22 protein-coding genes and 1 rRNA gene are annotated in these 20716 nt (G+C 69.6%); 8 read left to right on the forward strand and 15 right to left on the reverse strand.

Annotated elements, in window-relative coordinates; genetic code table 11:
- Together rrf and MBA17_RS48190 are read left to right on the forward strand one after the other, a co-directional pair.
- Positions 1 to 106 (forward strand): 5S ribosomal RNA (gene rrf, locus MBA17_RS48185); the annotation flags it as partial.
- Between the two features lie 904 nt (positions 107 to 1010).
- The gene (locus MBA17_RS48190; RefSeq protein WP_238505684.1) at positions 1011 to 2618 is read left to right on the forward strand and encodes a substrate-binding and VWA domain-containing protein; all 1608 of its coding nucleotides are present in this window, start codon (positions 1011 to 1013) and stop codon (positions 2616 to 2618) included.
- A 376-nt stretch (positions 2619 to 2994) separates the two neighbouring features.
- Here MBA17_RS48190 and MBA17_RS48195 read toward each other — a convergent pair whose 3' ends face one another.
- A complete protein-coding gene (locus MBA17_RS48195) occupies positions 2995 to 3471 on the reverse strand; it encodes an Lrp/AsnC family transcriptional regulator (RefSeq protein ID WP_455432992.1) in 477 nt (158 codons plus the stop codon).
- A 124-nt stretch (positions 3472 to 3595) separates the two neighbouring features.
- Here MBA17_RS48195 and MBA17_RS48200 point away from each other — a divergent pair, with 124 nt between their 5' ends.
- The gene (locus tag MBA17_RS48200; RefSeq protein ID WP_238505685.1) at positions 3596 to 4483 is read left to right on the forward strand and encodes a phenylalanine 4-monooxygenase; all 888 of its coding nucleotides are present in this window, start codon (positions 3596 to 3598) and stop codon (positions 4481 to 4483) included.
- A 162-nt stretch (positions 4484 to 4645) separates the two neighbouring features.
- On the forward strand, positions 4646 to 5626 hold the full coding sequence (locus tag MBA17_RS48205; RefSeq protein WP_238505686.1) for a serine hydrolase: 981 nt from the start codon (positions 4646 to 4648) through the stop codon (positions 5624 to 5626).
- Positions 5627 to 5688: 62 nt separating this feature from the next.
- Here the strand turns inward: MBA17_RS48205 and MBA17_RS48210 are convergent, their stop codons facing one another.
- From MBA17_RS48210 to MBA17_RS48230, 5 genes are all read right to left on the reverse strand, one after another.
- Positions 5689 to 6411, reverse strand: coding sequence for a response regulator transcription factor (locus MBA17_RS48210; RefSeq protein WP_238505687.1), 723 nt, complete (start codon positions 6409 to 6411; stop codon positions 5689 to 5691).
- A gap of 32 nt (positions 6412 to 6443) precedes the next feature.
- Complete coding sequence (pstB, locus tag MBA17_RS48215) at positions 6444 to 7271, reverse strand: phosphate ABC transporter ATP-binding protein PstB (protein ID WP_238505718.1); 828 nt, start codon at positions 7269 to 7271, stop codon at positions 6444 to 6446.
- A 24-nt stretch (positions 7272 to 7295) separates the two neighbouring features.
- Positions 7296 to 8186, reverse strand: coding sequence for a phosphate ABC transporter permease PstA (gene pstA, locus MBA17_RS48220; RefSeq protein ID WP_238505688.1), 891 nt, complete (start codon positions 8184 to 8186; stop codon positions 7296 to 7298).
- Positions 8186 to 9049 carry a phosphate ABC transporter permease subunit PstC gene (pstC, locus tag MBA17_RS48225; RefSeq protein ID WP_238505689.1) on the reverse strand — a complete coding sequence of 288 codons (864 nt, stop codon included), beginning with the start codon at positions 9047 to 9049 and terminating at the stop codon, positions 8186 to 8188. The genes pstA and pstC overlap by 1 nt, the downstream gene beginning before the upstream one ends.
- A 77-nt stretch (positions 9050 to 9126) precedes the next feature.
- On the reverse strand, positions 9127 to 10119 hold the full coding sequence (locus tag MBA17_RS48230; RefSeq protein WP_238505690.1) for a PstS family phosphate ABC transporter substrate-binding protein: 993 nt from the start codon (positions 10117 to 10119) through the stop codon (positions 9127 to 9129).
- A gap of 193 nt (positions 10120 to 10312) precedes the next feature.
- On the opposite strand from MBA17_RS48230, the gene MBA17_RS48235 reads away from it, so the two are divergent.
- Positions 10313 to 10786, forward strand: a complete 474-nt coding sequence (locus MBA17_RS48235; RefSeq protein WP_238505719.1) for a low molecular weight protein-tyrosine-phosphatase — start codon at positions 10313 to 10315, stop codon at positions 10784 to 10786.
- A complete protein-coding gene (locus tag MBA17_RS48240; RefSeq protein WP_238505691.1) occupies positions 10783 to 11589 on the forward strand; it encodes a fructosamine kinase family protein in 807 nt (268 codons plus the stop codon). The genes MBA17_RS48235 and MBA17_RS48240 overlap by 4 nt, the downstream gene beginning before the upstream one ends.
- Before the next feature lie 147 nt (positions 11590 to 11736).
- On the opposite strand, the gene MBA17_RS48245 is transcribed toward MBA17_RS48240, so the two are convergent.
- The 9 genes from MBA17_RS48245 to MBA17_RS48285 all read right to left on the reverse strand — a co-directional run bounded on the left by MBA17_RS48245 (position 11737) and on the right by MBA17_RS48285 (position 19348).
- Entirely contained in the window at positions 11737 to 12621 is an 885-nt protein-coding gene (locus MBA17_RS48245) for an ABC transporter ATP-binding protein (RefSeq protein WP_238505692.1), read from the reverse strand.
- Position 12622: 1 nt separating this feature from the next.
- Positions 12623 to 13411 carry an ABC transporter permease gene (locus MBA17_RS48250; RefSeq protein WP_238505693.1) on the reverse strand — a complete coding sequence of 263 codons (789 nt, stop codon included), beginning with the start codon at positions 13409 to 13411 and terminating at the stop codon, positions 12623 to 12625.
- Positions 13408 to 14100: a hypothetical protein gene (locus MBA17_RS48255; RefSeq protein ID WP_238505694.1), complete on the reverse strand. Its 693-nt coding sequence runs from the start codon at positions 14098 to 14100 to the stop codon at positions 13408 to 13410. Before MBA17_RS48255 ends, MBA17_RS48250 begins: the two co-directional genes overlap by 4 nt.
- Entirely contained in the window at positions 14097 to 14864 is a 768-nt protein-coding gene (locus MBA17_RS48260; RefSeq protein ID WP_238505695.1) for a hypothetical protein, read from the reverse strand. The genes MBA17_RS48255 and MBA17_RS48260 overlap by 4 nt, the downstream gene beginning before the upstream one ends.
- Positions 14848 to 15435, reverse strand: a complete 588-nt coding sequence (locus tag MBA17_RS48265) for an RNA polymerase sigma factor (RefSeq protein WP_238505696.1) — start codon at positions 15433 to 15435, stop codon at positions 14848 to 14850. Before MBA17_RS48265 ends, MBA17_RS48260 begins: the two co-directional genes overlap by 17 nt.
- 73 nt (positions 15436 to 15508) lie before the next feature.
- Positions 15509 to 16312 (reverse strand): histidinol-phosphatase, encoded by an 804-nt coding sequence (gene hisN / locus MBA17_RS48270; RefSeq protein ID WP_238505697.1) that lies wholly within the window; start codon positions 16310 to 16312, stop codon positions 15509 to 15511.
- Between the two features lie 48 nt (positions 16313 to 16360).
- Complete coding sequence (gene rsgA / locus MBA17_RS48275) at positions 16361 to 17413, reverse strand: ribosome small subunit-dependent GTPase A (protein ID WP_238505720.1); 1053 nt, start codon at positions 17411 to 17413, stop codon at positions 16361 to 16363.
- Positions 17410 to 18681: a 3-phosphoshikimate 1-carboxyvinyltransferase gene (gene aroA / locus MBA17_RS48280; protein WP_238505698.1), complete on the reverse strand. Its 1272-nt coding sequence runs from the start codon at positions 18679 to 18681 to the stop codon at positions 17410 to 17412. Before aroA ends, rsgA begins: the two co-directional genes overlap by 4 nt.
- A gap of 22 nt (positions 18682 to 18703) precedes the next feature.
- Positions 18704 to 19348, reverse strand: coding sequence for a Uma2 family endonuclease (locus MBA17_RS48285; RefSeq protein WP_238505699.1), 645 nt, complete (start codon positions 19346 to 19348; stop codon positions 18704 to 18706).
- A gap of 96 nt (positions 19349 to 19444) precedes the next feature.
- On the opposite strand from MBA17_RS48285, the gene MBA17_RS48290 reads away from it, so the two are divergent.
- Positions 19445 to 20185, forward strand: coding sequence for an SOS response-associated peptidase (locus MBA17_RS48290; RefSeq protein WP_238505700.1), 741 nt, complete (start codon positions 19445 to 19447; stop codon positions 20183 to 20185).
- A 187-nt stretch (positions 20186 to 20372) separates the two neighbouring features.
- Complete coding sequence (locus tag MBA17_RS48295) at positions 20373 to 20705, forward strand: TraR/DksA family transcriptional regulator (RefSeq protein WP_238505701.1); 333 nt, start codon at positions 20373 to 20375, stop codon at positions 20703 to 20705.
- The last annotated feature ends 11 nt before the right edge of the window (positions 20706 to 20716 follow it).

Below are 20716 nucleotides of genomic sequence, written 5' to 3' on the forward strand. Positions count from 1 at the left end.
TAGCGGTGGGGAAACACCCGGTTACATTCCGAACCCGGAAGTTAAGCCCTCCAGCGCCGATGGTACTGCACCGGGGACGGTGTGGGAGAGTAGGTCACCGCCGGACAAACATTTGATGTTTGTCGTTGTTGGAAGTTAGGCTCGCACGGTTTCCGTGCGGGCCTTCTTCTATTTCTGGGGTCTTTCTGTTCAGTTTCTCCGGACCCGTGGGGCGGGGACGCGATCGCGCTGCTGGGACGACGAGGCCAAGGACCCGGCCGGCCCACAGCTGCCCGTCGAAGACCTTCTGGACAGATATGACCGCGTTCGTGACGCTCAGTGATGGCTGCGTCGCGGGAGCCGTACGGGTTGAAGGATATTGCTCTGTGCGAGGGATCAGCTGGGTGAGCGTGTCGGGCGGAGCCGCTGGGTGACCGTCGCGATGGTGTGGGAGAAGAGCAGGCGGAACCTGACAGTAATCCGGCCTCCCAATGGTAACGCTGTGTCGCGTGGCACTCAGGTCGCTAAGATCCCATCTGAATCAGGGGTTTCGGACGACATCTACCGCTGAAGGTGGAGGAGTGAGCGAACGGCACCGTACGTCGGATATACCCCCAGAGGGCGACCACCCATGGGGGCAGTCCGTACGGCCAGGCAACGCGAAGACGCCCTATCAGCAGAAGGTGTGGCCCCTAGACGACCAGACGTCCCCAGGTGAGCAGACGTTCTGGAACGACGCGGCATGGGACGATCACCCGATCCCCAGCGCCTCGCCGCCGGTTCGCGACACGACGCCACCCCCGGTCACACTGCCACCGCCGGTCACACCACCCTGGCCGCTCCCACCTTCCCCGCAACCGCAACCGCAACCGCAACCGCAACCCATGCCGACCCTCCTGCCCCCAGCGGCCGGAGTCCAGTACCCGCGAACTCCCGCGCCCGGCCCACGTACTCCCGAGGCCGGGCCCCCACGCGCCGTGACTCCTGCGAGGAGGGAGCCGAGGCGGCGTGGCGGGCGAGGAGCCGTGGCGATGTCGGTCGTCGTGATGGCGGCGGCGATGACGGGCGGAGCGGCGTGGGCGGTGCTGGGGACGCCGGGGTGCGCGCAGCCGGTGACCGTGACGGCGTCCCCGGAGATCACGCCCGTTCTGCGGGAGCTGGCCGGTGACAGTGAGTGTGTCGCGGTGCGTGCGAAGGCGTCGTCCGAGGTGTCGGCGGAGCTGGCCAAGGGCGGGCCGGCACCCGAGGTGTGGATCCCGGATGCGTCCGTCTGGCGGGATCTGGCGGTGGCCGAGGGGGCGTCGCCGAGGTTACGGGACGCGGAGGCGCCGTCGATCGCGCGGACACCTGTGATCATGGCGGTACGGCAGGAGCTGGCGACGAAGATCGCGGTCATGGGGGACAAGCCGACGTGGAACGTCCTGACGCCCAGCGACAAGGTCCGCAAGGAGCACGACCTGAATGTGATGCTGCCGGATCCCCGCCGTTCCGCTGCGGGACTCGCGGTAGTCAACGTCTTCACCGCCGCCATGCAGGACCGGCCGGACCTGATGGACGTCATGACGGAGGTCATCCCCGACCTCGGGCGTTCGATCATGCCCGACCAGAAGGCCCTGCTCGGTGTGCTCGACGACGAGAAGGCCGACCCGACGGGGCCCGGGACGAAGCCGGCCGTGGTCGCCACCGAACAGACGCTCTACGCGCGTAACGTCGCACGGCCCGACCGCCTGGCGGTGGGGCTCTACCCGCCCGAGGGCGCGATGAGCCTCGACTATCCCTACATCGTCACCGTCGATGACTCCAGGAAGCGGGCCGCGGCGCTGGAGTTCAGGGAGACCCTCACCTCGGCGCGCGGCCGTACGGCGGTGCGGGAGGCGGGGTTCCGTACGGGGGACGGAAAGGCCGGGCCGCGGATGGGCGACCAGTACGGCCTGCGTGCCGAGGAACCGGAGAGGATTCCCGGCCCGCCCGCCGAGGTGACCGCGCGAGCCCTGGCGTCGCTGCGCCTGCTGCTGGCCCCCACGCGTGCGTTGCTCCTGCTCGACACGTCATGGTCGATGGCCCAGAAGGTGCCGGGTACGCAGGTCACGCGGATGTCGAAGATGGCGGAGTTGGCACGGGACAGCGTGGCGATGCTCCCGGAGGAGAGCGAGGTCGGGGTCTGGCAGTTCGCCGGTGAGCTCGACGGCGACCGTGACCACAAGGAGTTGCTGCCGATCGGCCCGGTCGAGAAGCAGCTTGACCGGATCGAGAAAGTCCTGAACTCGCTGCCGGGGAAGGTCGGCGGTCGCAGGGGCTTGTACGACTCGATCCTGGCCGCCTTCCGCGAGGCGTCGGCGTCCAGCGGCGGAGGCAAGGTCAGCACCCTGCTCGTGTTCACCGATGGGCGGAACGACCCGGGCGCCAAAGGCATCACGCTGGACGAACTCGTCGATACCTTGCGGAAGGAGTTCGATGAACAGAAGCCGGTCAACATCGCGGTAGTCGGCTACGGCGGAGACGTCGGCGCCGACGAGCTGAAGCGGATCACCGGCGCGACCAACGGCAAGGCGTACCTGGTGCAGGATTTCGCGGCGGCGCAGCGGGTGATAGCGGACCTCATCGCGCGCCGGGTCTGCATGGTCAAGTGCCCTGCGTAGTACGCGGCATCGGTCGTGAGTCCCGGGCGGTGTGCGGCGGCGGCTCGGTGTGGTCGGAGGCCGGTGGTCGTGCCTTCGGGCGGTGTGCGGTGGCTCAGTGTGGTCTGGGGCCGGGTGTGATGGGTGGCGGTGGCCGTGCCTCCGGGCGGTGTGCGGCGGCTCGATGTGGTCGGGGGCCGGTGGTTGTGTGCCGGGTGTGATGGGTGGCGGTGGTCGTGCCTCCGGGGTGGTGCGCGGCGGCTCGGTGTGGCCGGGTTCGGTGGTTGCGAGCCGGGTGTGGTGGGCGGTGGGCGGTGGTCGTGCGTCGGGTGGTGGGCGGCGATGGCTCGGTGTGGTGCGGGCCGGTGGTTGTGCCGGACGTGGTGGGTGGCGGTGGTCATGTGCGCGGTGTAGTGCGTAGGAGCGGCTCGATGCGGTAGGGGATCTGTGTGGACAGCGCCATCGTGGTGTCGGTCCGCTGCACGGCGGGTGAGGCCAGGATCCTGGCGATGACCTCCTGCAGGTCAGAGGTGCTCTGGGCGACCACCCGGCAGAGCAGGTCGGCCTGGCCGCTGGTGCCGTACACCTCCAGGATCTCCGGCAGGGCGCCGAGGTCGTGGACGGCTTCGGCGAGTCGGCCCTGGGCGATCTGGAGTGAGACGAAGGCGAGTATCGGGTAGCCGAGTCCTTCGGGGGCGACCGTGGGGCCGAAATCGGTGATCACGCCGCGGGTGGTGAGCTTGTCGACCCTGGCTTGCACGGTGCCCCTGGCCACGCCGAGCAGGCGGGCCAACTCGGTCAGGCCGATGCGGGGATGCGCGCGCATGGTTTCGAGCAGGCGGGCGTCCAGCGTGTCGATCGAGGGAGAGGTCACCCACAGCACTATGGCTGGACGAAACGACCAGCACAACCCGGTCTCATCGATACGATCCTGACAGTTTCGCTCAGTGGGATTGCTCGCTATTGCCAGCTGATTCGTATATTGCTCTCATTTAGGGATGTTCGAGGAAGCGCAGTACTTCGCCCCGGTGTCGGCCTCAGACGACGGCTCGGTGGTCGTCGAACTGGCGGCCGGGCATCCGGGCTTCGCCGACCAGGTCTACCGGGAGCGGCGCAACGCCATCGCCGGACTCGCCGCCGGTCACGTGCCGGGCACGCCCATCCCGATCGCGGAGTACTCCGAGGAGGAGCACGCCGTCTGGCGGATGGTGACGGCGGAACTGGCGGGCAAGCACCAGGAGTACGCCGCCGCCGAGTATCTCGCGGGGGTCGCCCGGCTCGGCCTGCCCGGCGACCGGATCCCCCAGTTGCAGGAGGTCGGCGAACTGCTCGCGCCGCTGACCGGATTCCGGTACTTGCCGGCCGCCGGCCTGGTGCCGTTGCGCGAATTCTACGGCGTGCTGCGGGACGGATATTTCTATTCGACGCAGTACATTCGCCATCATTCCGTGCCGTTCTACACACCCGAGCCCGATGTCATCCATGAGGTGATCGGACACGCCAACGCGCTGGCCTCCGACCGGTTCGCACGTCTGTACCGGCTGGCGGGCGAGGCGGCCAGGCGGGTGGAGGGACAGGCGGCGCTGGAGGCGGTCTCCAAGGTGTTCTGGTTCACCATGGAGTTCGGTGTGCTCGCGGAGCGAGGGGAACTCCGGGCGTACGGCGCGGGCATCCTGTCCTCGTACGGGGAGATCGAGGAGTTCCGGGGGATGAACATCCGCCCGTTGGACATAGCGGCGATGGCCACCACTCACTACGACATCACGAAATATCAGGATGTGTTGTTTCGGGCCGAGTCGCTCGACCATCTGGAGGACGTCGTGGGCGGCTTCTGGGACACCTGTGACGACGACACTATTGCCCGGCTAATCCCGCCTGTGCGTTAAATGTCGGTTGCGGGTTTCGCGAGGGTCTAAGGAGATACGCCCCATTAGGGCTAGGCTCAGCGCGATCATATTCTTTTGTTCGCATCCTGGGGAGATATCCCGATCGAGGAGGGTCGGGGGTCGGTGGTTCCTCGGCCGCGAGTGAGAGGCGGGCCGGTGGTGATGCTCCGATCCCTGGCGGCGGCCGTGCTGGCCGTACTGATCTTCGCCGGTTGTGGCGGGGGCTCGCATCCTGAACCCGTGCGGGTCGTCACCAGCCTGTCGCCTGAGTCGTCGCGTCCCCGGGTGGAGGGGACGAACGTGCCGCGCGTGGAGGAGACGAACGTGCCGCGCGACCCGGCGGCATTCAGGCTCCCGAGCCCGCCGAAGATCGTCTCTTCCCGGGTGACCCGGATCCTCGATCGCTTCCTCGAAGGCCGTGGCCGCGTGTCGGCGATGGTCCGTGACGTGACGACCGGCCGGACGTACCGCTACCAGCGGAACCTGCGACTCCCCACGGCGAGCACCTCGAAGATCGACATTCTGATGGCGTTGCTGCTGAAGACACCGTGGCGCAGGCTCGGCGCGGAGACCAGGCACGACGCGACGCTCATGATCAAGGAGAGCGACAACCGGGCCGCCGACCGGCTCTGGCTCCGCATCGGCGGCGCGTACGGCCTGACCAAGGCCAACCGGAGGCTGGGCCTGCGGCACACCACCGCGATCGACGGCCGGTGCATCGACCTGTACTGCTGGGGCATCACGAAGACCTCCGCCGAGGACCAGGTCAAGCTGGTCTCGCAACTCGTGGCGGAGAAGAGCCCGGTGGACCGCGCGGACCGGGACCAGGTGCTCAGACTGATGCAACATGTCATCAGGGACCAGAAGTGGGGAGTCAGCGCGGCGGCCTGTGAGGACGACGTGGTGGCGCTCAAGAACGGCTGGCTCCGGCACGTCTCCAACATGCGCTGGGCGGTGGTGAGCGCGGGGGTGATCAGCGGCAACGGCCACCACTACGCCATCGCGGTGCTCACCGAGGACAACTTCTCCATGGAGGCCGGCATCGCCAAGATCGAGGGCGTCGCCAAGCGAATCCTCGCCGCCTTCCGCGGCAAGGACGGCTGCACGGCCGGCCGTCTGCCGTACGGAGCCTCCATCCGCTAGCGTGTGCCGACACGAATGGTGCCGGTGGGCCGTGGTGGATGACCGTACCCCCGATGGAACGGTCACTCCGCCTGCGGCGTCACCAGCCGGTATCCGACCCCTCTGACCGTCTGGATCAGCTGGTCGTCGTTGTCGCCCAGCCGCGCCCGCAATCGCTTGACGTGCACCGCGATGGTGTTGGTCGACGTGCTCTCGGTGGAGTTCCACACATGCCGCATGATCTGCTCGCGGGTGACCGTACGGTCGGCGTTGCGCATCAGATAGTGCAGCAGCTCGAACTCCCTGAGCGGAAGATGCACCCCTCGCCCGAGCACCCGCACCTGGTAGGCGTGCACGTCGAGCTCCACCGCGCCCACCACCAGGAGCCGCCGGGCTCCCGCGTCGCCGGTGAAGGCGGCCTGCACCATCGGCAGCAGTTCCGGCACCCGGTACGGCCTGGCCACGCAGGCGGCGGCGCCGGCGGCGAGGGCCTGGACCACCTGCTCGGCATCCCCCTCTCCCACGCCGAGCAGCACCGGGACGGCGCGCGACAGCCGTACGGCTCTGACGAAGTCGACCGCGCCGATGACGGGCAGCGTGGCGCTCACCAGGACCAGGTCGGGGCGCAGGGCCCCGGCCTGGATCAGCGCCTGGGCGCCGTCGGCGGCGCCCGCGACCTCGACGCCTTCCCGTTCGAGGGCCGCGGCCAGCCGCTCGACCAGCGCTGTGTCCGGATCGGCCACCAGCAACACGGGCGCCGTCCGCGTCTCCCCGTCCACCGCGGCTGCCGTCTGCGGCTGGATCACCCGGTTCCTCCAGTTGAGTAGGCCGCGCGGTTCTAGCCGAAACGGCCGGTGATGTAGTCCTCGGTGCGCTTGTCGCTCGGGTTGGTGAAGATGCGGCTCGTCTCGTCGAACTCCACCAGGCGGCCGTGTCGTTCTCCGGCGTCGTCCACCTCGGCGGTGAAGAAGGCGGTGCGGTCGGAGACGCGGGCGGCCTGCTGCATGTTGTGCGTGACGATCACGATCGTGTAGTCACGCGCGAGTTCCTGCATCAGGTCTTCGATCTTGGTGGTGGCGATCGGGTCGAGCGCGGAGCACGGCTCGTCCATGAGGATCACCTCAGGCTTCACGGCGATCGCCCGGGCGATGCACAGGCGTTGCTGCTGCCCGCCGGAGAGGGACAGCGCGTTCTGCTTGAGCTTGTCCTTGACCTCGTCCCAGAGGGCGGCCTTGATCAGCGCCTCCTCGACGATGGAGTCCATCTTCCCCTTCATGCCGTTGACCTTGGGGCCGTAGGCGATGTTGTCGTAGATCGACTTGGGGAAGGGGTTGGGCTTCTGGAAGACCATCCCGATGCGGCGGCGGACCTCGATCGGGTCCACGTGGTCGCCGTAGAGGTCCTCGTCGTGGAAGAAGATCTTCCCGGCCGGGCGGGCGCCGGGGATGAGGTCGTTCATCCGGTTGAAGCAGCGAAGCACCGTGCTCTTGCCGCAGCCGGACGGCCCGATCATGGCGGTGATCTCGCGGTTGCCGATGGTCAGGTCCACGCCGCGGACGGCTTCGTAGGCGCCGTAGAAGACGCTGAGATCGGAGACGGTGAACACCGGGTCGAGGGCCTCGATGTTGCGGGGGACCTCCGGTCCACGCACGCTGACGTTCTGCATGGAGATTCCTATCTCAGACATTTCTCACCAACGCTTCTGGTAGCGGTTACGAAGCCAGATCGCGACGGAGTTCATCAGCAGCAGGATCGCCAGGAGTACGACGATCGCCGCGGAGGCCAGGATGTGGAACTCCTCGCGGGATTGACTGATGAAGCTGTAGATCTGCAGGGGGAGCACCGTGAAGCTGCTCCAGACCCCTTCGGGGTTGAAGCGGACCAGGGTCGCCGCGCCCAGCATCAGGAAGGGGGCGGCCTCGCCGATCGCCCGCGAGAGCGCCAGGATCGAGCCGGTGGCGATGCCGGGGACGGCGGAGGGCAGCACCTGCCGGTAGATCGTCTGCCACTGGGTGGCGCCGAGGGCGAGCGAGCCCTCGCGAATCGACGGCGGCACGGCCCGGATCGCTTCGCGCGCCGAGATGATGACGATCGGCAGCACCAGCAACGAGATCGTGATGGCGCCGGTCATCACGGTGAAGCCGAAGTCGAGCCAGCGGGCGATGATGCCGAGGCCGAGGATGCCGTACACGATCGAGGGGACCGCGGCCAGGTTCGAGATGTTCAGCTCGATGACCCGGTTGTACCACTTCGTCCTGTCGGCGTACTCCTCCAGGTAGATCGCCGCCAACACGCCGGTGGGGAGGGCCATCAGCGCGGTCAGGCCGATGATCCACAGGGTGCCGATGATCCCGGACTGGATGCCGGCCGTCTCCGGGCGGCGGATCGAGGGCATGTTCTCCCAGAGCGTCGCGTCGATCCTGGGCCAGCCCTCCTCCAGCACGTAGATGAGCAGCATCAGCAGGAAGCCCAGCGCGATCACCAGGCTGGACAGCAGCGCGATCCGGAAGACGTGCTCCCGCAGGGGCGTCCCCTTGCTCGCCAGCCGTACGGCGGAGCGGGGCGTCGAGAGGACGGACATCAGTCGTATACCTCGCGATACTTCTGAACCAGGCGGGCGCTGAACCAGTTCATGACGAAGGTCATGATGAACAGCAGCGAGCCGACGGCGAAGATTGTCTTGTAGGCGATCGACCCCACTGAGGCGTCTCCCGAGCCGGCCTGCGCGATGAAGGCCGCCATCGTGGACATCTCGTTGGTCGGGTTGAAGGTGAACACGGCCTTGAAGCCGCCCGCGATGGCCACGATCATCGTCTCGCCGATGGCCCTGGAGATGGCCAGGATGACGGCGGCGACGATGCCGGAGAAGGCGGCGGGCACCACGACCCGCACGGAGGTCAGCATCTTGGACGCCCCGAGCGCGTACGAGCCCTCACGCAGGCCGTTCGGCACCGCCGCCATGGAGTCCTCGGAGAGCGAGGCGACGATCGGGACGATCATGACGCCGACCAGGAGACCGGCCGCGAGTGCGTTCTTCGCCTCCAGGTCCAGGAACGGGAACCAGTCACGCAGCAGCGGCGTGACGAAGGCCAGGGCGAAGAAGCCGAAGACGACCGTGGGGACGCCCGCCAGGACTTCGAGCACCGGCTTGAAGATCTTGCGGACCCGGGGGGTGGCGTACTCCGAGAGGTAGATCGCGGCGGCCAGCCCGAGCGGCACGGCGACCACCACCGCGATCAGCGTGATCTCCAGGGTGGCCACGATGATCGGCCACACGCCGAAGTGCGCCGGGTTGAACAGCGGGCCCCATGTGGTGGAGCCGAAGAACTCGCCGAAGCTGATCTCGGAGAAGAACTCGATGGTCGGTTCGAGCAGGGCGGCCACGATGCCGATCGTGGTGGCGACCGAGATCATCGCGGCCGCCATCAGCACGACTTTGATCACGGACTCCCCGTAACGCGGGCGCGACCGCGCCAGAGACCTGCTGGTCCCCGGTGCGGTCGCTTGGTCCTGGGCGGCCATCAGCCCGCCTGGCTCTTCAGGCTGGTGAGGTCGGACTTGAGCTTGGCCTCCTGCTCAGGGTTGAGCGGGATGTACTTCGCGTCCTTGGCGATGGCGTTGATGTTCGCGACGTAGTAGTCGAGGAACGCGGCCACCTCGGGTCGCTTCAGCGACGCGGCGGACGGGTAGAGGAACAGCGCCCGTGACAGCGGGGCGTAGGTGCCGTCCTGGGCCGTCTCGACGCTCGGCGAGACGCAGCCCTTGCCCGAGTCGATCTGTACCGCGGTGAGCTTGTCGGCGTTCTCCTCGAAGTAGGTGAAGCCGAAGTAGCCCAGCCCGCCCTTCGCGCCCTGGACACCGGTGACGATGTCGTTGTCGTTCTCGCTCGGGCTGTAGTCCTTACGGCTCGCGCCCTCCTCACCGTTGATCTCGTCGGTGAAGTAGTCGAACGTGCCGGAGTCGGTGCCGGGACCGTAGAGCTTGAGCTCCTCGGCCGGGAACTTGGCGTCGACGTCCTTCCAGGTCTTCACCTTGCCCTCGGCCGCCGGCTCCCACATCTTCTTGAGCTGGTCGGTGGTGAGGCAGGTGGCCCAGGTGTTCTCCTTGGGCACGACCACCGTGAGGGCGTCGGTCGCGACCGTCAGCTCGGAGAACTTGATGCCCTTGGTGTCGCAGATCGCCTTCTCCTCGTCCTTGATCGGACGGGAGGCGTTGGAGATATCGGTCTCGCCGTTGCAGAACTTCTCGAAGCCGCCGCCGGTGCCGGAAGTGGCGACAGGCACCTTGACCTGCGCCTGCTCCTCCCCGAACAACTCGGACGCGGCTTGAGTGAGGGGAGCGACGGTGCTGGAACCGTCGACCTTGACCTCGCCCGTAAGGGCGGAGCCCTCGGCCGGCGCGGCCGAGGAGGTGCCTTCGCTGCCGGTGCTGGGGCTACCGCCGCAGCCCGCCGCGAATGCGACCGCGAGGGCTGCCATCGCCGCCGCGCTCAGGCGGCGCTGTCCACTGGTCACGGTATGTCGTCCTTCTCCGTAGTGAGGTCCATGCCGTTACACCTAGAGACAACTGGGTGAAAGTGAACGGCAATGAAACGAGCCATGACCGAAGCTGGAAGAGGTTCACGGTGCTGTATGAATACGCTGTCAAAGTCGTCAGATGTTGGTCAGCATGGTGGGTCAAGGGCAGCCGTACGGCATGCTGGTGGTCATGAGCCACCACGTGTGCCTGGTCTGCATGGGCAACATCTGCCGCTCACCGATGGCCGAGGTCGTGCTCCGCCAGACCCTCGCCGACCACGGCCTCGACGGGCTGGTCACGGTCGACAGCGCGGGGACCGGCGGCTGGCACCAGGGCGATCCCATGGACGAGCGGGCCGCGGCGACGCTGGCGGCGCACGGTTACGACGGCTCCCGCCACCAGGCCAGGCAGTTCCTCGGCGACTGGTTCGCGCGGGCCGACCTGGTGCTGGCGATGGACACCGAGAACCTCCGCGCGCTGCGCCGGCTGGCTCCCGAGGGCGCCGACGTACGGCTCTTCCGCTCCTTCGACCCCGCGGCGCCGGCCGACGCGGAGGTGCCCGACCCCTACTACGGCGGCCAAGACGGGTTCGACGAGGTGTTGCGCCTGGTCAGGGCCGCCTCCGAGGGTCTGGCCAAGCACCTGGGGGAGACGCTGAGGTGAAGATCGTCGAGGATCTGGGCGCCTCGCACAGCTGGAGCCTGCACCGGGCCGAGCTGCCGTGCGGGCGCCGGGCCTTTGTGAAGACAGGGCTTGTTTCCCATCTGTTCACCTCCGAGGCCGCCGGTCTGCGCTGGCTCGGCGAGGCCGGGGCGGTCTCCGTCCCCGAGGTGATCGAGGTCACCGGCGACCGGCTGGTGCTCGACTGGGTCGAGACGGGCGACGCCACCGCCGCGGTCGCCGAGCAGTTCGGCCACGAGCTGGCCCGGCTGCACGGCTCGGGCGCCGACGGCTTCGGCGCGCCCTGGCCCGGCTTCATCGCCGAGCTGCCCATGGACAACGCGCCGGCCGCCGACTGGCCCGAGTTCTACGCCAGCCGCCGCCTGCTGCCCTTCGTCCGGCGGGCCCGCGACGAAGGCCAGCTCACGGCCGCCGACGCCGCACTCCTCGACGAGGTCGTCGAGAACCTCCCCGCCCTCGCCGGACCTGCGGAGCCGCCCGCCAGGATCCACGGCGACCTGTGGAGCGGCAACCTGCTGTGGACGCCCGGCCAGGTGGTGCTCATCGACCCGGCCGCGCACGGCGGCCACCGAGAGACCGACCTCGCCATGCTCGCCCTCTTCGGCGCTCCGCACCTGGGCGCCATCCTCGCCGCCTACCGCGACACGGCCCCGCTCGCCGACGGCTGGCGGGCCCGCGTCCCCCTGCACCAGCTCCACCCCCTCCTCGTGCACGTCTGCCTGTACGGCGAGGCCTACCGCGGCAGCCTCCTCACCGCCGCGGCGGGCGCACTCGAACTGGCCTGACCCCGGCCCCATGCCAGTCGGTCGGCCCCGCTCTGGTCTACCCGAGCTGACCTGATCCCGGCGTGTCCCCTGGTCGGCGCCGTACTTCCGCGTGGGGTGCGGCGTGGAAGCACGCGAGCGACTCCAGTGCGGCCGGCCCTGTCGCGGTCAGGGCGTCGGGACGGTGGCCTGGGCGGACTCCATCAGGGCCAGGTAGCCGTCCTCCAGGGTCGGCTCGGCCGGTTCGGCGTTCGCGGCCGGCCGGGTGAGGGAGACCATCCGGTAACGCATCCCCGCTCCCTCGGGGAGTGCGGCCACGATGCGCCCCTGGGCGGGCGCCGGGCCGGCGGTGGACACCGTCCACACCCGGCGGTCGGCGAACGCGACCAGTTCCCCGACCCCGCCGCGGAACAGCAGCCGCCCTTTCGCCAGCACCGCCAGGGAGCGGCAGGTCTGGGCCACGTCGTCGACGATGTGGGTGCTGAGCAGGACCGTGCGGTCCCCGGCGAGCTGGGAGAGCAGGGTGCGGAACCGGATGCGTTCCTCGGGGTCCAGACCGGTCGTCGGCTCGTCCACGATCAGCAGGCGGGGGTCGGCGAGCAGCGCCTGGGCGATGCCGACCCGGCGCAGCATGCCGCCGGAGAACCCCTTGAGCTTGCGGTCGGCCTGCTCGGTGAGCGCGACCACCTCCAGCAGTTCGCCGATCCTGCGCCGCCGTGCCGACCGGGAGTCGAGCCCCTTGAGCAGGGCGATGTAGTCGAGGAAACGCCGGGCGGTCAGGTCCGGGTACACCCCCACGTCCTGCGGGAGATAGCCGAGCGCCCGCAGTACGGCGAGCCGTCCGTCGGTGGTCGTGATGTCATGGCCGCCGATGCGCACGCTTCCCGAGGTGGGCCGGAGCAACCCGGCCATGATCCGCATGAGGGTCGTCTTGCCCGCTCCGTTGGAGCCGAGCAGGCCGTACATGCCGGTCGGGACGTCGAGGTCGAGGCCGTCGAGGGCGTGCACGCCGCCTTTGTAGGTCTTGGTCAGCTGGGAGATCTCGATGCGCATGTCAGGACTCACTTCGGATGGCGTGCAGGCGGGCGGCGGAGAGCAGGGCCACGGCGAGCGCGACCATCACGCCCATCCACAGCCAGGCGACGGCGGGCGAGAACGCGGGGCGCAGGAAGTCGAGCGCCGCCTCCGGCTCGCCCTCGTACAGGGCCAGCCGCTCCTGCAGGAAGAACCCGTATGACGCGTAGTCGCCGGTCGCCGAGAAGATCGTGCGTGACAGGGTCGGCATCATGGTCGCCGGGATGAGGTTCCCCCAGAACCAATAGATCACGAACAGCACCCGGAACAGCATCGGCGGCACCAGCAGCGGCCCGATGAGCGCGAGCGCGCCGAGGTAGATCAGGCCGGGGAGCATGGAGGTCAGGAAGACCACCGCGGACCAGCCGAGCGCGGCGGGCTTCCCCTCGGTCACCGTGTAGACGACGGCACGCCCGAAGTAGACGAGGGCGAGCGGTACGGCGGTGGCCGCGCAGACGCCCACATACTTGCCGATCAGGCGGCCGGTCCGGCCGGCCGGAGTGCTGTCCAGGACCGCGTCGACGCCGAGCCGCCGATCCCTGACGAGCCGGTCGGCGACCATGCACCCATAGACGATCGGCAGCAGAGTCATGATCAGCTTGGCTGCGGTGGTCATGGCCGCCTTGACGAGGTCGGCGTCCCTGAAGCCCAGATCTAGCGTCAGGTACGGGAGCGTGGCGACGAGCACCGCGAAGACCAGGCCGTACACGATCCACAGGGACGGGCGGCGGATCTGCATCAGAAACTCGTAGCGCAGAGTGGCGGTCATTCTGGTTCACCTTCGAGGACGCGTTCGGGGTCGTGGAGCAGGAACCAGGCGGCGAGGACGAGCAGCAGGGCGGTGGCGAGCAGGGTCAGCCGATTGCCCGCCCAGCCTTCGGAGGCGGCGCCGCGGGTGGTGGCGAACAGGTAGAGCAGTCGGGACACGACGTTCTCCTGCAGAGGGCCGGCGACGACCTGTTCGAGCGTCCAGACGAAGGCGACCACCGAGCCGGCGGCGGCGCTGTTCCGGAGCGCTACGGCTGCGAGAAGTCCCAGGCCGCTCAGCCACAGCAGTGGGGAAAGCCAGACGAGTTGGCCGGCCGGCCCGCCGTACGCGGGGTTCCACCAGCCACTGGACGCGAGCGGCGCGGTGACGGCGAGGGCGCACAGGGCGCACCAGCCGATCGACACCGCCAGGCGGCGGAGCAGGACAGGGCGGTATCCGCCGGACAGGGTGAGCCGCAGCTCCACGGTCGGGTCGCGGCTCGGCAGCGAAGCCGCCGCCATTCCGGCCAGGAGTGGAAATCCGGCCTCCACCAGGATCATCAGGAACATCACCGTCCTCGCGTCGGGTGAGCCGAGCAACGGGTCGAACAAGATGAGGAGCACGATGAGGACGGCGAGAGCCGGGGGCCCCAGCAGCGCGGGGAGGCCTGCCAGCCGTACCTCGTGTGCCCAGAGAGCGATGGGCTTCACGACGGGTGAGTAGCGCGCGTCCGCCGGACGGGTTCACCGCCGCCCGCGAGAATGAGGGCGGCGACGGTGAGCACGACCGCGAGGCCGAAGGTGAGAGGGCCGTTCTCCCACCTCGTCGGCCCGTCGGCGATCCGCAGGTCGAGGTGGGCGAGGAGGGGCAGGCTCCACACCGCGAGCGTGACGCCGATCGCCGCTTCGGGATTCCACCAGACCGAGAACAGCAGGCTGAGAGCCGAGAGCAGCGCCATCGGGCCGAGCCATGCGACGACCAGGGTGGTCAGGCCGGCGGAGGTCGCGCCCGTCACGGTGAGCGCCGCCGAGGCGAGCAGGGTCAGGGCCAGGTCGTAGCCGAAGACCAGGGTGACCCGGGCGAGCAGGATGACCCGGGGCGAGGTCGGGGTGGCCGCGACGAGCTCGAAGGCCGGATCGTGCTCGGGACCGTACAGGCCCGCCACGCCGATCCCGGCGATCAGGGGAGCGGCCAGAGCCAGCAGGGTCTCGGCGATGTCGCCTCCGATCATGACGAACACCACGATCAGCGCCATGACCGCGAACGACGCCGTCCAGAGCGCCGGATGCAGCAACCGGGCCTCCATCACGAGCAGCGCCCAGGCCCGTCGCGGCGAAGACGCGGAGTGCGCCGCCACGTCGCCGAGGCCGCCGTCCAGGGCGGAGGAGAGTAGGGCTGCCCGCACGATCTCGGGTGGCGGAGGGGGCGGTGGCACACCCTCCCGGAGTCCATGGAGTTCAGGCCATTCGTTCATCGAGACACCCCCTCAGGGTCGCGCGCGCGTGATGAAGCCGGCTCTTCACCGTGCCGACCGGGATGCCGAGCACCTCGGCGATCTCCTGATGGCTCAGATCGTCGAGGAACGAGAGCACGACGACCTCCCGTTGCGCCATCGGCAACCGGGCCAGCGCCGCCTGCACCCGATCCCCGCCCACGGCCAGCTCCTCCGGCCCCGCCACGAGATCGGCCCGCTCGTACGGCTCGGCCGCCGGCGGAGGAGGTACGGCGCGCAGTCTGTTGTGGGCCTGCCTGCGAGCCACGCCGAACAGCCAGGTGCTCACGCTGGAGCGGCTCTGGAACGTGGCCGCCGAACGCCACACCGCCAGCAGCGTGTCCTGCAGGATCTCCTCGGCCGTGCCCCGGTCTCCGGCGAGCCGGTAGAGGAAGGCGAACAGCGGGCCGGCGTAGCGCTCGTACAGCTCGGCCAACGCGGTGGTCTCCCCGTCCGCGATCCGGGCGAGAACACGCGTGTCCTCCGTCCCGGCACGCGAACGGCGCTCAGCGTCACCGGGCCGGCACGGCGTCTCCTCGTCTCGCGGGCCCATCGGACGTAGGTAGCGCGGGGACCGGTCCGAGGTTCACCGGTGATACGGCTGATACGGCGAACCGGTGGACGCGTTAGACGGGAAGGGTCAGCGGGCCGCCGCCGAGGCGGTGCAGGACCTCGCTGTGCAGCGCGCCGTTGGTGCACACCAGGCTGCCGCCGTCGAGGCCGGGAACGCCTGACAGATCGGTCCAGACGCCGCCGGCCTCCTCGACGATCACGGTCAGCGCCGCCATGTCCCACGGGGACAGTTCGGGCTCGGCGGACACGTCGGCCGCGCCCTCGGCCACCAGCACGTGCGACCAGAAGTCGCCGTAGGCGCGGGTCCGCCAGCACGCGCGGGTCAGGTCCAGGAATGCGTCAAGCCGGCCGGCCTTCTCCCATTCTTCGAGGTCGGAGTAGGAGAAGGAGGCGTCCTCCAGCTTGCCGACCGAGGAGACGCGGCACCGGGTGGCTTTGGTGAGGCTGCGGCCGGCCCACGCGCCGCCGTCCCGGGCCGCCCACCACCGCCGGCCCAGCGCGGGGGCCGACACCACGCCGACCACCGCCCGCCCCTGGTCCATCAGGGCGATCAAGGTGGCCCAGACGGGGACTCCCCGCACGTAGTTCTTGGTGCCGTCGATGGGATCGATGATCCACGACCGCGCGCCGTACCCGGTGGTGCCGAACTCCTCTCCCACCACGGCGTCACGTGGCCGCGCGCGCCGGAGCGAGCCGCGGATCGCCTCCTCCACGGCCTCGTCGGCGTCGCTCACCGGAGTGAGGTCGGGCTTGGTCTCGACCCGCAGGTCGACCGCCTTGAACCGGCGCATCGTCAGATCGTCGGCGGCGTCCGCCATGACGTGCGCGAGGCGCAGATCGTCGCTATATCCCGTCACGGGGGGAAACGCTATCGCGTCGAGGGGTGGTCGCCGGGTGGCGGGGATTCAATCGGGATCGGGCTCGCCCTCACGGCTGGCGAGCAGGCGGCGCAGCGAGGCCAGCCGTACGGGATCGGCGTGGCCCTGGGCGACCCAGGCGTCCAGGGCGCACTCCGAGGTCAGATGGTTGCACCCCTTCGGGCACTCGACCGAGCCCTCCACCAGGTCGGGGAAGGCCAGCAACACGGTGTCGGCCGAGACGTGGGCCAGGCCGAAGCTGCGGATACCGGGCGTGTCGATGACCCAGCCGCCCGCGGGCAGCTCCAGCGCGACCGCCGAGGTCGAGGTGTGCCGGCCGCGCCCGGTGACCTGGTTGACGTGCGAGACCGCCCGGTCCGCCGCCGGCACCAGCGCGTTGACCAGGGTCGACTTGCCGACCCCCGAGTGGCCGACGAGCACGCTGATCCGGTCGGCGAGCCGCTCCCTGATCTCGTCGAGGTCGCCGCCCTTGTGCAGCACCACGTGCGAGACGCCGAGCGGCTCGTAGAGCGCGACCAGCTCGTCGGGCGGCGCCAGGTCGGACTTCGTCAGGCAGAGCAGCGCGTCGATCTCCGCGTCGAAGGCCGCGACCAGGATGCGGTCGATCATGCGGGGGCGCGGCGGCGGGTCGGCCAGCGCGGTCACGATCACGAGCTGGTCGGCGTTCGCGACCACCGGGCGCTCGATTCCGTCGGTGTCCTCGGTGTCGTCGGCGGAACGGCGGAGCATCGACGCGCGCGGTTCGACCCTGACGACGCGCGCCAGGGTGTCGGGCCGGCCGGTGACATCGCCGACGAGCATGACCCGGTCGCCCACCACGATGCCCTTGCGGCCGAGCTCCCGCGCCTTCATCGCGACGACGACCCGGCCGCTCATCTCCGCGCCGGACAGCCTGTCCTTCTTACGGCGCCGCCCGGTCTCGCCGGTGGCCTCGACCAGGCAGGTGTATCTGCCGCGGTCGACGGCCACCACGAAACCCTGGACCGCGTCCTCGTGGGCAGGACGAATCCGGGTACGCGGCCTGGATCCCTTTCCCGGCCGTACCCTGACGTCGTCCTCGTCGTACTCCCGCTTTCTCAGCGATCCATTCCCAGCATCTCCATCCACATGCCCGTGAACTCGGGCAGTGTCTTGGCGGTGGTCGCGATGTTCTCGACCTGGACATCGGGGACGGCCAGGCCGATCACCGCGCCGGCGGTGGCCATCCGGTGGTCGTCGTAGGTGTGGAACACCCCGCCGGTGAGCGGGCGTGGCCGGATCACCAGCCCGTCGTCGGTCTCACGGGCGTCGCCGCCCAGCCGGTTGATCTCGGTGGCCAGCGCGGCCAGCCGGTCGGTCTCGTGGCCGCGCAGGTGCGCGACGCCGCGCAGCGTGCTCGGCGAGTCGGCCAGCGCGGCGAGCGCGGCGATCGTCGGGGTCAGCTCGCCCACCTCGTGCAGATCGGCGTCGAGGCCGGTGATCCGGCCGGTGCCGGTGACCCGCAGCCCCTCGGGCGTGCGTGCCACGGCCGCGCCCATCTCGGCGAGCAGGTGGCGCAGGTGGTCGCCCGGCTGGGTGGTGTGCTCCGGCCAGCCGGGGATGGTGACCGTGCCGCCGGTGATCAGCGCGGCGGACAGGAAGGGGGCCGCGTTGGACAGGTCGGGCTCGACGGTCACGTCGGCGGCGGCGATCGGGCCGGGCTCCACCCGCCACACGTCGCGCTCGGAGTCGTCGACCCGGGCGCCGAGGAGGCGGAGCATCTGGACGGTCATCTCGATGTGCGGCATGGAGGGGACGGGTGGTCCCGCGTGCCGTACGGTGACGCCCTTGTCGAACCTCGGGGCGGCCAGCAGCAGGCCGGAGACGAGCTGTGAGGAGGCGGAGGCGTCGAGGGTGACCTCACCGCCCTGGATCGGGCCCCTGATGGTGAACGGCAGGGAGTCGCTGTCGATCCGCGCGCCCAGCAGGCGCAGCGCGCCCAGCAACGGGCCCATCGGGCGGGTGCGCGCGTGTGCGTCGCCGTCGAAGAACACCTCGCCGTCGGCCAGCGCGGCCATCGGCGGCACGAACCGCATCACGGTGCCCGCGAGCCCCACGTCGATGCGCGTCCCACCGCGGACCGGGCCGGGCGCGACCTGCCAGTCGACGCTCGACGCGCTCTCCCGGGAGGAGACCATTCCGGCTCCCAGCGCGCGCAGCGCCTGCGCCATCAGGTCGGCGTCGCGGCTGCGCAGCGCCCGCCGTACGACGCTGGGCCCGTCGGCGAGTGCGGCCAGCAGCAACGCGCGGTTGGTCATCGACTTGGAGCCGGGCAGTGTCACGGTCGCCGTGACGGGTTCGGTGGTGGTCGGTGCGGGCCATGAGGACATGGTCGAATTCTAAGGGACGCGGTCAGAGGAAGACGGCGGTGTCCAGGGTGAAGTCGATCGGGTCGGGGAGGTGGATCTCCTTGCCCATGGTGACGGTCGTCGAGGTGGTGTACTGGCCGTCCTTGGGAGCGCTGTAGACGGTGACGGAGGCGGGGTCGGCGATCGGGTCGACGACCAGGAAGACCGGGATGCGGCCGGTGGCGTAGATGCCGGGCTTCTCCTCGCGGTCGTCGCGGACGCTGCTCTCCGACACCACCTCGGCCACCATGATCAGCCCACTGACGAACAGCTCACGGCCGCCCCAGCGGGGTGCGTCGGGCGGCGCGACGACGAGGTCGGGCTCGTACGGGTCGCGCGAACCGTCCATGCACACGTCGAGCCCGGCGAAGGCGTCCCAGCCCCGCCTCTCGACGTGGTCGTAGAGCGTGCGAAGCAGACGGGCGGCGGCTCTCTGGTGCTCGGGGGTGCCGACGGGGCTCACGATCAACCTTCCGTTGATTATCTCGGCGCGCAGCTTGGTGCGGCCGACGAGGGAGTCGTAGATCTCGCGAAGAGTCGTCAACTCCTGCTCGCCCTGGGGGGAGGGGGTGGGTTCGGCGGTCGGGGCGGACTCCGGCTCGGGGGCCGAAGCGGAACGGGCGTGGGGGCGTCGAGAGGTGGTGACCATGATCCTGGTGTCCCTTCGTGTCCGCGCTGACACGCACAGTATTCCCCATGCGCATCGCACATGCGAGCGAGAAGGGGACGTGGCAGGGTGGGGGCCATGTGCGGGAGATACGCCTCTGCGCGGAAGAAGCACGACCTGCTGGAGGAGTTCCGGGTGGAGCTCGACGGGGCGCCGGAGCGTGAGCTGGGGGCCGACTACAACGTCGCGCCGACCAAGGACGTCTGGGCGGTGCTGAGCCGGGTGCCCAAGGAGGCCGAGCGCGGGGTGCGCCAGCTGCGGGTGGTGAAGTGGGGGCTGGTTCCGTCGTGGGCGAAGGACCCGTCGATCGGCTCGCGCATGATCAACGCGCGCGTCGAGACCGTCGCGGACAAGCCCGCCTACCGGCAGGCGTTCGCCAAACGGCGTTGCCTGCTGCCCGCCGACGGCTACTTCGAGTGGTATCCGGTGGACAAGAAGCGCAAGCAGCCCTACTTCATCCATCCGGCCGACGGCGGCGTGCTGGCCATGGCGGGGCTGTACGAGTTCTGGCGTGACAAGGGGCGCCCCGACGACGACCCGCTCGCCTGGCTGGTCACCTGCACGGTGATCACCACCACGGCCGAGGACGACCTGGGGAAGATCCACGACCGGATGCCGATGTTCATCGAGCGCGAGCGGTGGGACGAATGGCTCGACCCCACGCTCACCGCCCCTGACGACGCCCGTTCCCTGCTCGTCCCGGCGGCGCCCGGCCGGCTGGAGGCGTATCCGGTCTCCACGGCGGTCAACAACGTGCGCAACAACGGTCCGGAGTTGCTTGAGCCCCTGGAGCCCGCCGAGGAAAGCCCGCTCGGCTAGTTCTCCAACTGGTTGGCGAAAAGCCGGGCTCACATCGGTGTAAGACCATCGCCGAATGGGCATCCGGTGAGGAAAGCGGTTGCCTTCCGTAAGGGGGCGCCGCCTCATACCGCCAGCCCCCCGCGCACGACGGGAGATCCGGGGAATCCCGCCGCGAGGCCTTATCTCTTCCCGGAGGTGCGGATTCGTGGACGACACGACCGCGCGTATGCGCCTGCAGAGCATGCTCACCGAGCTTGACCGGTCGATCGCGGTGTTACGGGGCGACCCGGTCGCGATCAGAGACCGTTCGCAGGCGGACGGGGGCGCCGACCTCTTCGACGCCGACCGCGCCGAGGCCATGCTCGACGTCGCCACCCGGCAGCGCGCGGCCGTGCTCGACGCTCTCGTACGGCTCGACGCGGGCCGTTACGGGCACTGCGTCGACTGCGCCAAGCCGGTCCCCGACGGCCGCCTCGAGGCCCGTCCCGAGGCGAGCCGGTGCGTCAGCTGCCAGTCGAGGCGGGAACGCCGCCGCTGACCCGGGCCGCC

The organism is Dolomitihabitans soli, from assembly GCF_022213955.1.
GTDB lineage: Bacteria > Actinomycetota > Actinomycetes > Streptosporangiales > Streptosporangiaceae > Streptosporangium_A > Streptosporangium_A soli.

What these genes read in the sequence shown, in the direction of transcription:
- MBA17_RS48235 (WP_238505719.1), top strand. Translation starts at nt 10,313, where the DNA reads ATGAGCCACCACGTGTGCCTGGTCTGCATGGGCAACATCTGCCGCTCA.
- MBA17_RS48260 (WP_238505695.1), bottom strand. Translation starts at nt 14,864, where the DNA reads ATGAACGAATGGCCTGAACTCCATGGACTCCGGGAGGGTGTGCCACCG.
- MBA17_RS48205 (WP_238505686.1), top strand. Translation starts at nt 4,646, where the DNA reads ATGCTCCGATCCCTGGCGGCGGCCGTGCTGGCCGTACTGATCTTCGCC.
- pstB (WP_238505718.1), bottom strand. Translation starts at nt 7,271, where the DNA reads ATGCAGAACGTCAGCGTGCGTGGACCGGAGGTCCCCCGCAACATCGAG.
- MBA17_RS48290 (WP_238505700.1), top strand. Translation starts at nt 19,445, where the DNA reads ATGTGCGGGAGATACGCCTCTGCGCGGAAGAAGCACGACCTGCTGGAG.
- MBA17_RS48285 (WP_238505699.1), bottom strand. Translation starts at nt 19,348, where the DNA reads ATGGTCACCACCTCTCGACGCCCCCACGCCCGTTCCGCTTCGGCCCCC.
- aroA (WP_238505698.1), bottom strand. Translation starts at nt 18,681, where the DNA reads ATGTCCTCATGGCCCGCACCGACCACCACCGAACCCGTCACGGCGACC.
- MBA17_RS48245 (WP_238505692.1), bottom strand. Translation starts at nt 12,621, where the DNA reads ATGCGCATCGAGATCTCCCAGCTGACCAAGACCTACAAAGGCGGCGTG.
- pstA (WP_238505688.1), bottom strand. Translation starts at nt 8,186, where the DNA reads ATGTCCGTCCTCTCGACGCCCCGCTCCGCCGTACGGCTGGCGAGCAAG.
- MBA17_RS48265 (WP_238505696.1), bottom strand. Translation starts at nt 15,435, where the DNA reads ATGGGCCCGCGAGACGAGGAGACGCCGTGCCGGCCCGGTGACGCTGAG.
- MBA17_RS48190 (WP_238505684.1), top strand. Translation starts at nt 1,011, where the DNA reads ATGTCGGTCGTCGTGATGGCGGCGGCGATGACGGGCGGAGCGGCGTGG.
- MBA17_RS48250 (WP_238505693.1), bottom strand. Translation starts at nt 13,411, where the DNA reads ATGACCGCCACTCTGCGCTACGAGTTTCTGATGCAGATCCGCCGCCCG.
- MBA17_RS48200 (WP_238505685.1), top strand. Translation starts at nt 3,596, where the DNA reads ATGTTCGAGGAAGCGCAGTACTTCGCCCCGGTGTCGGCCTCAGACGAC.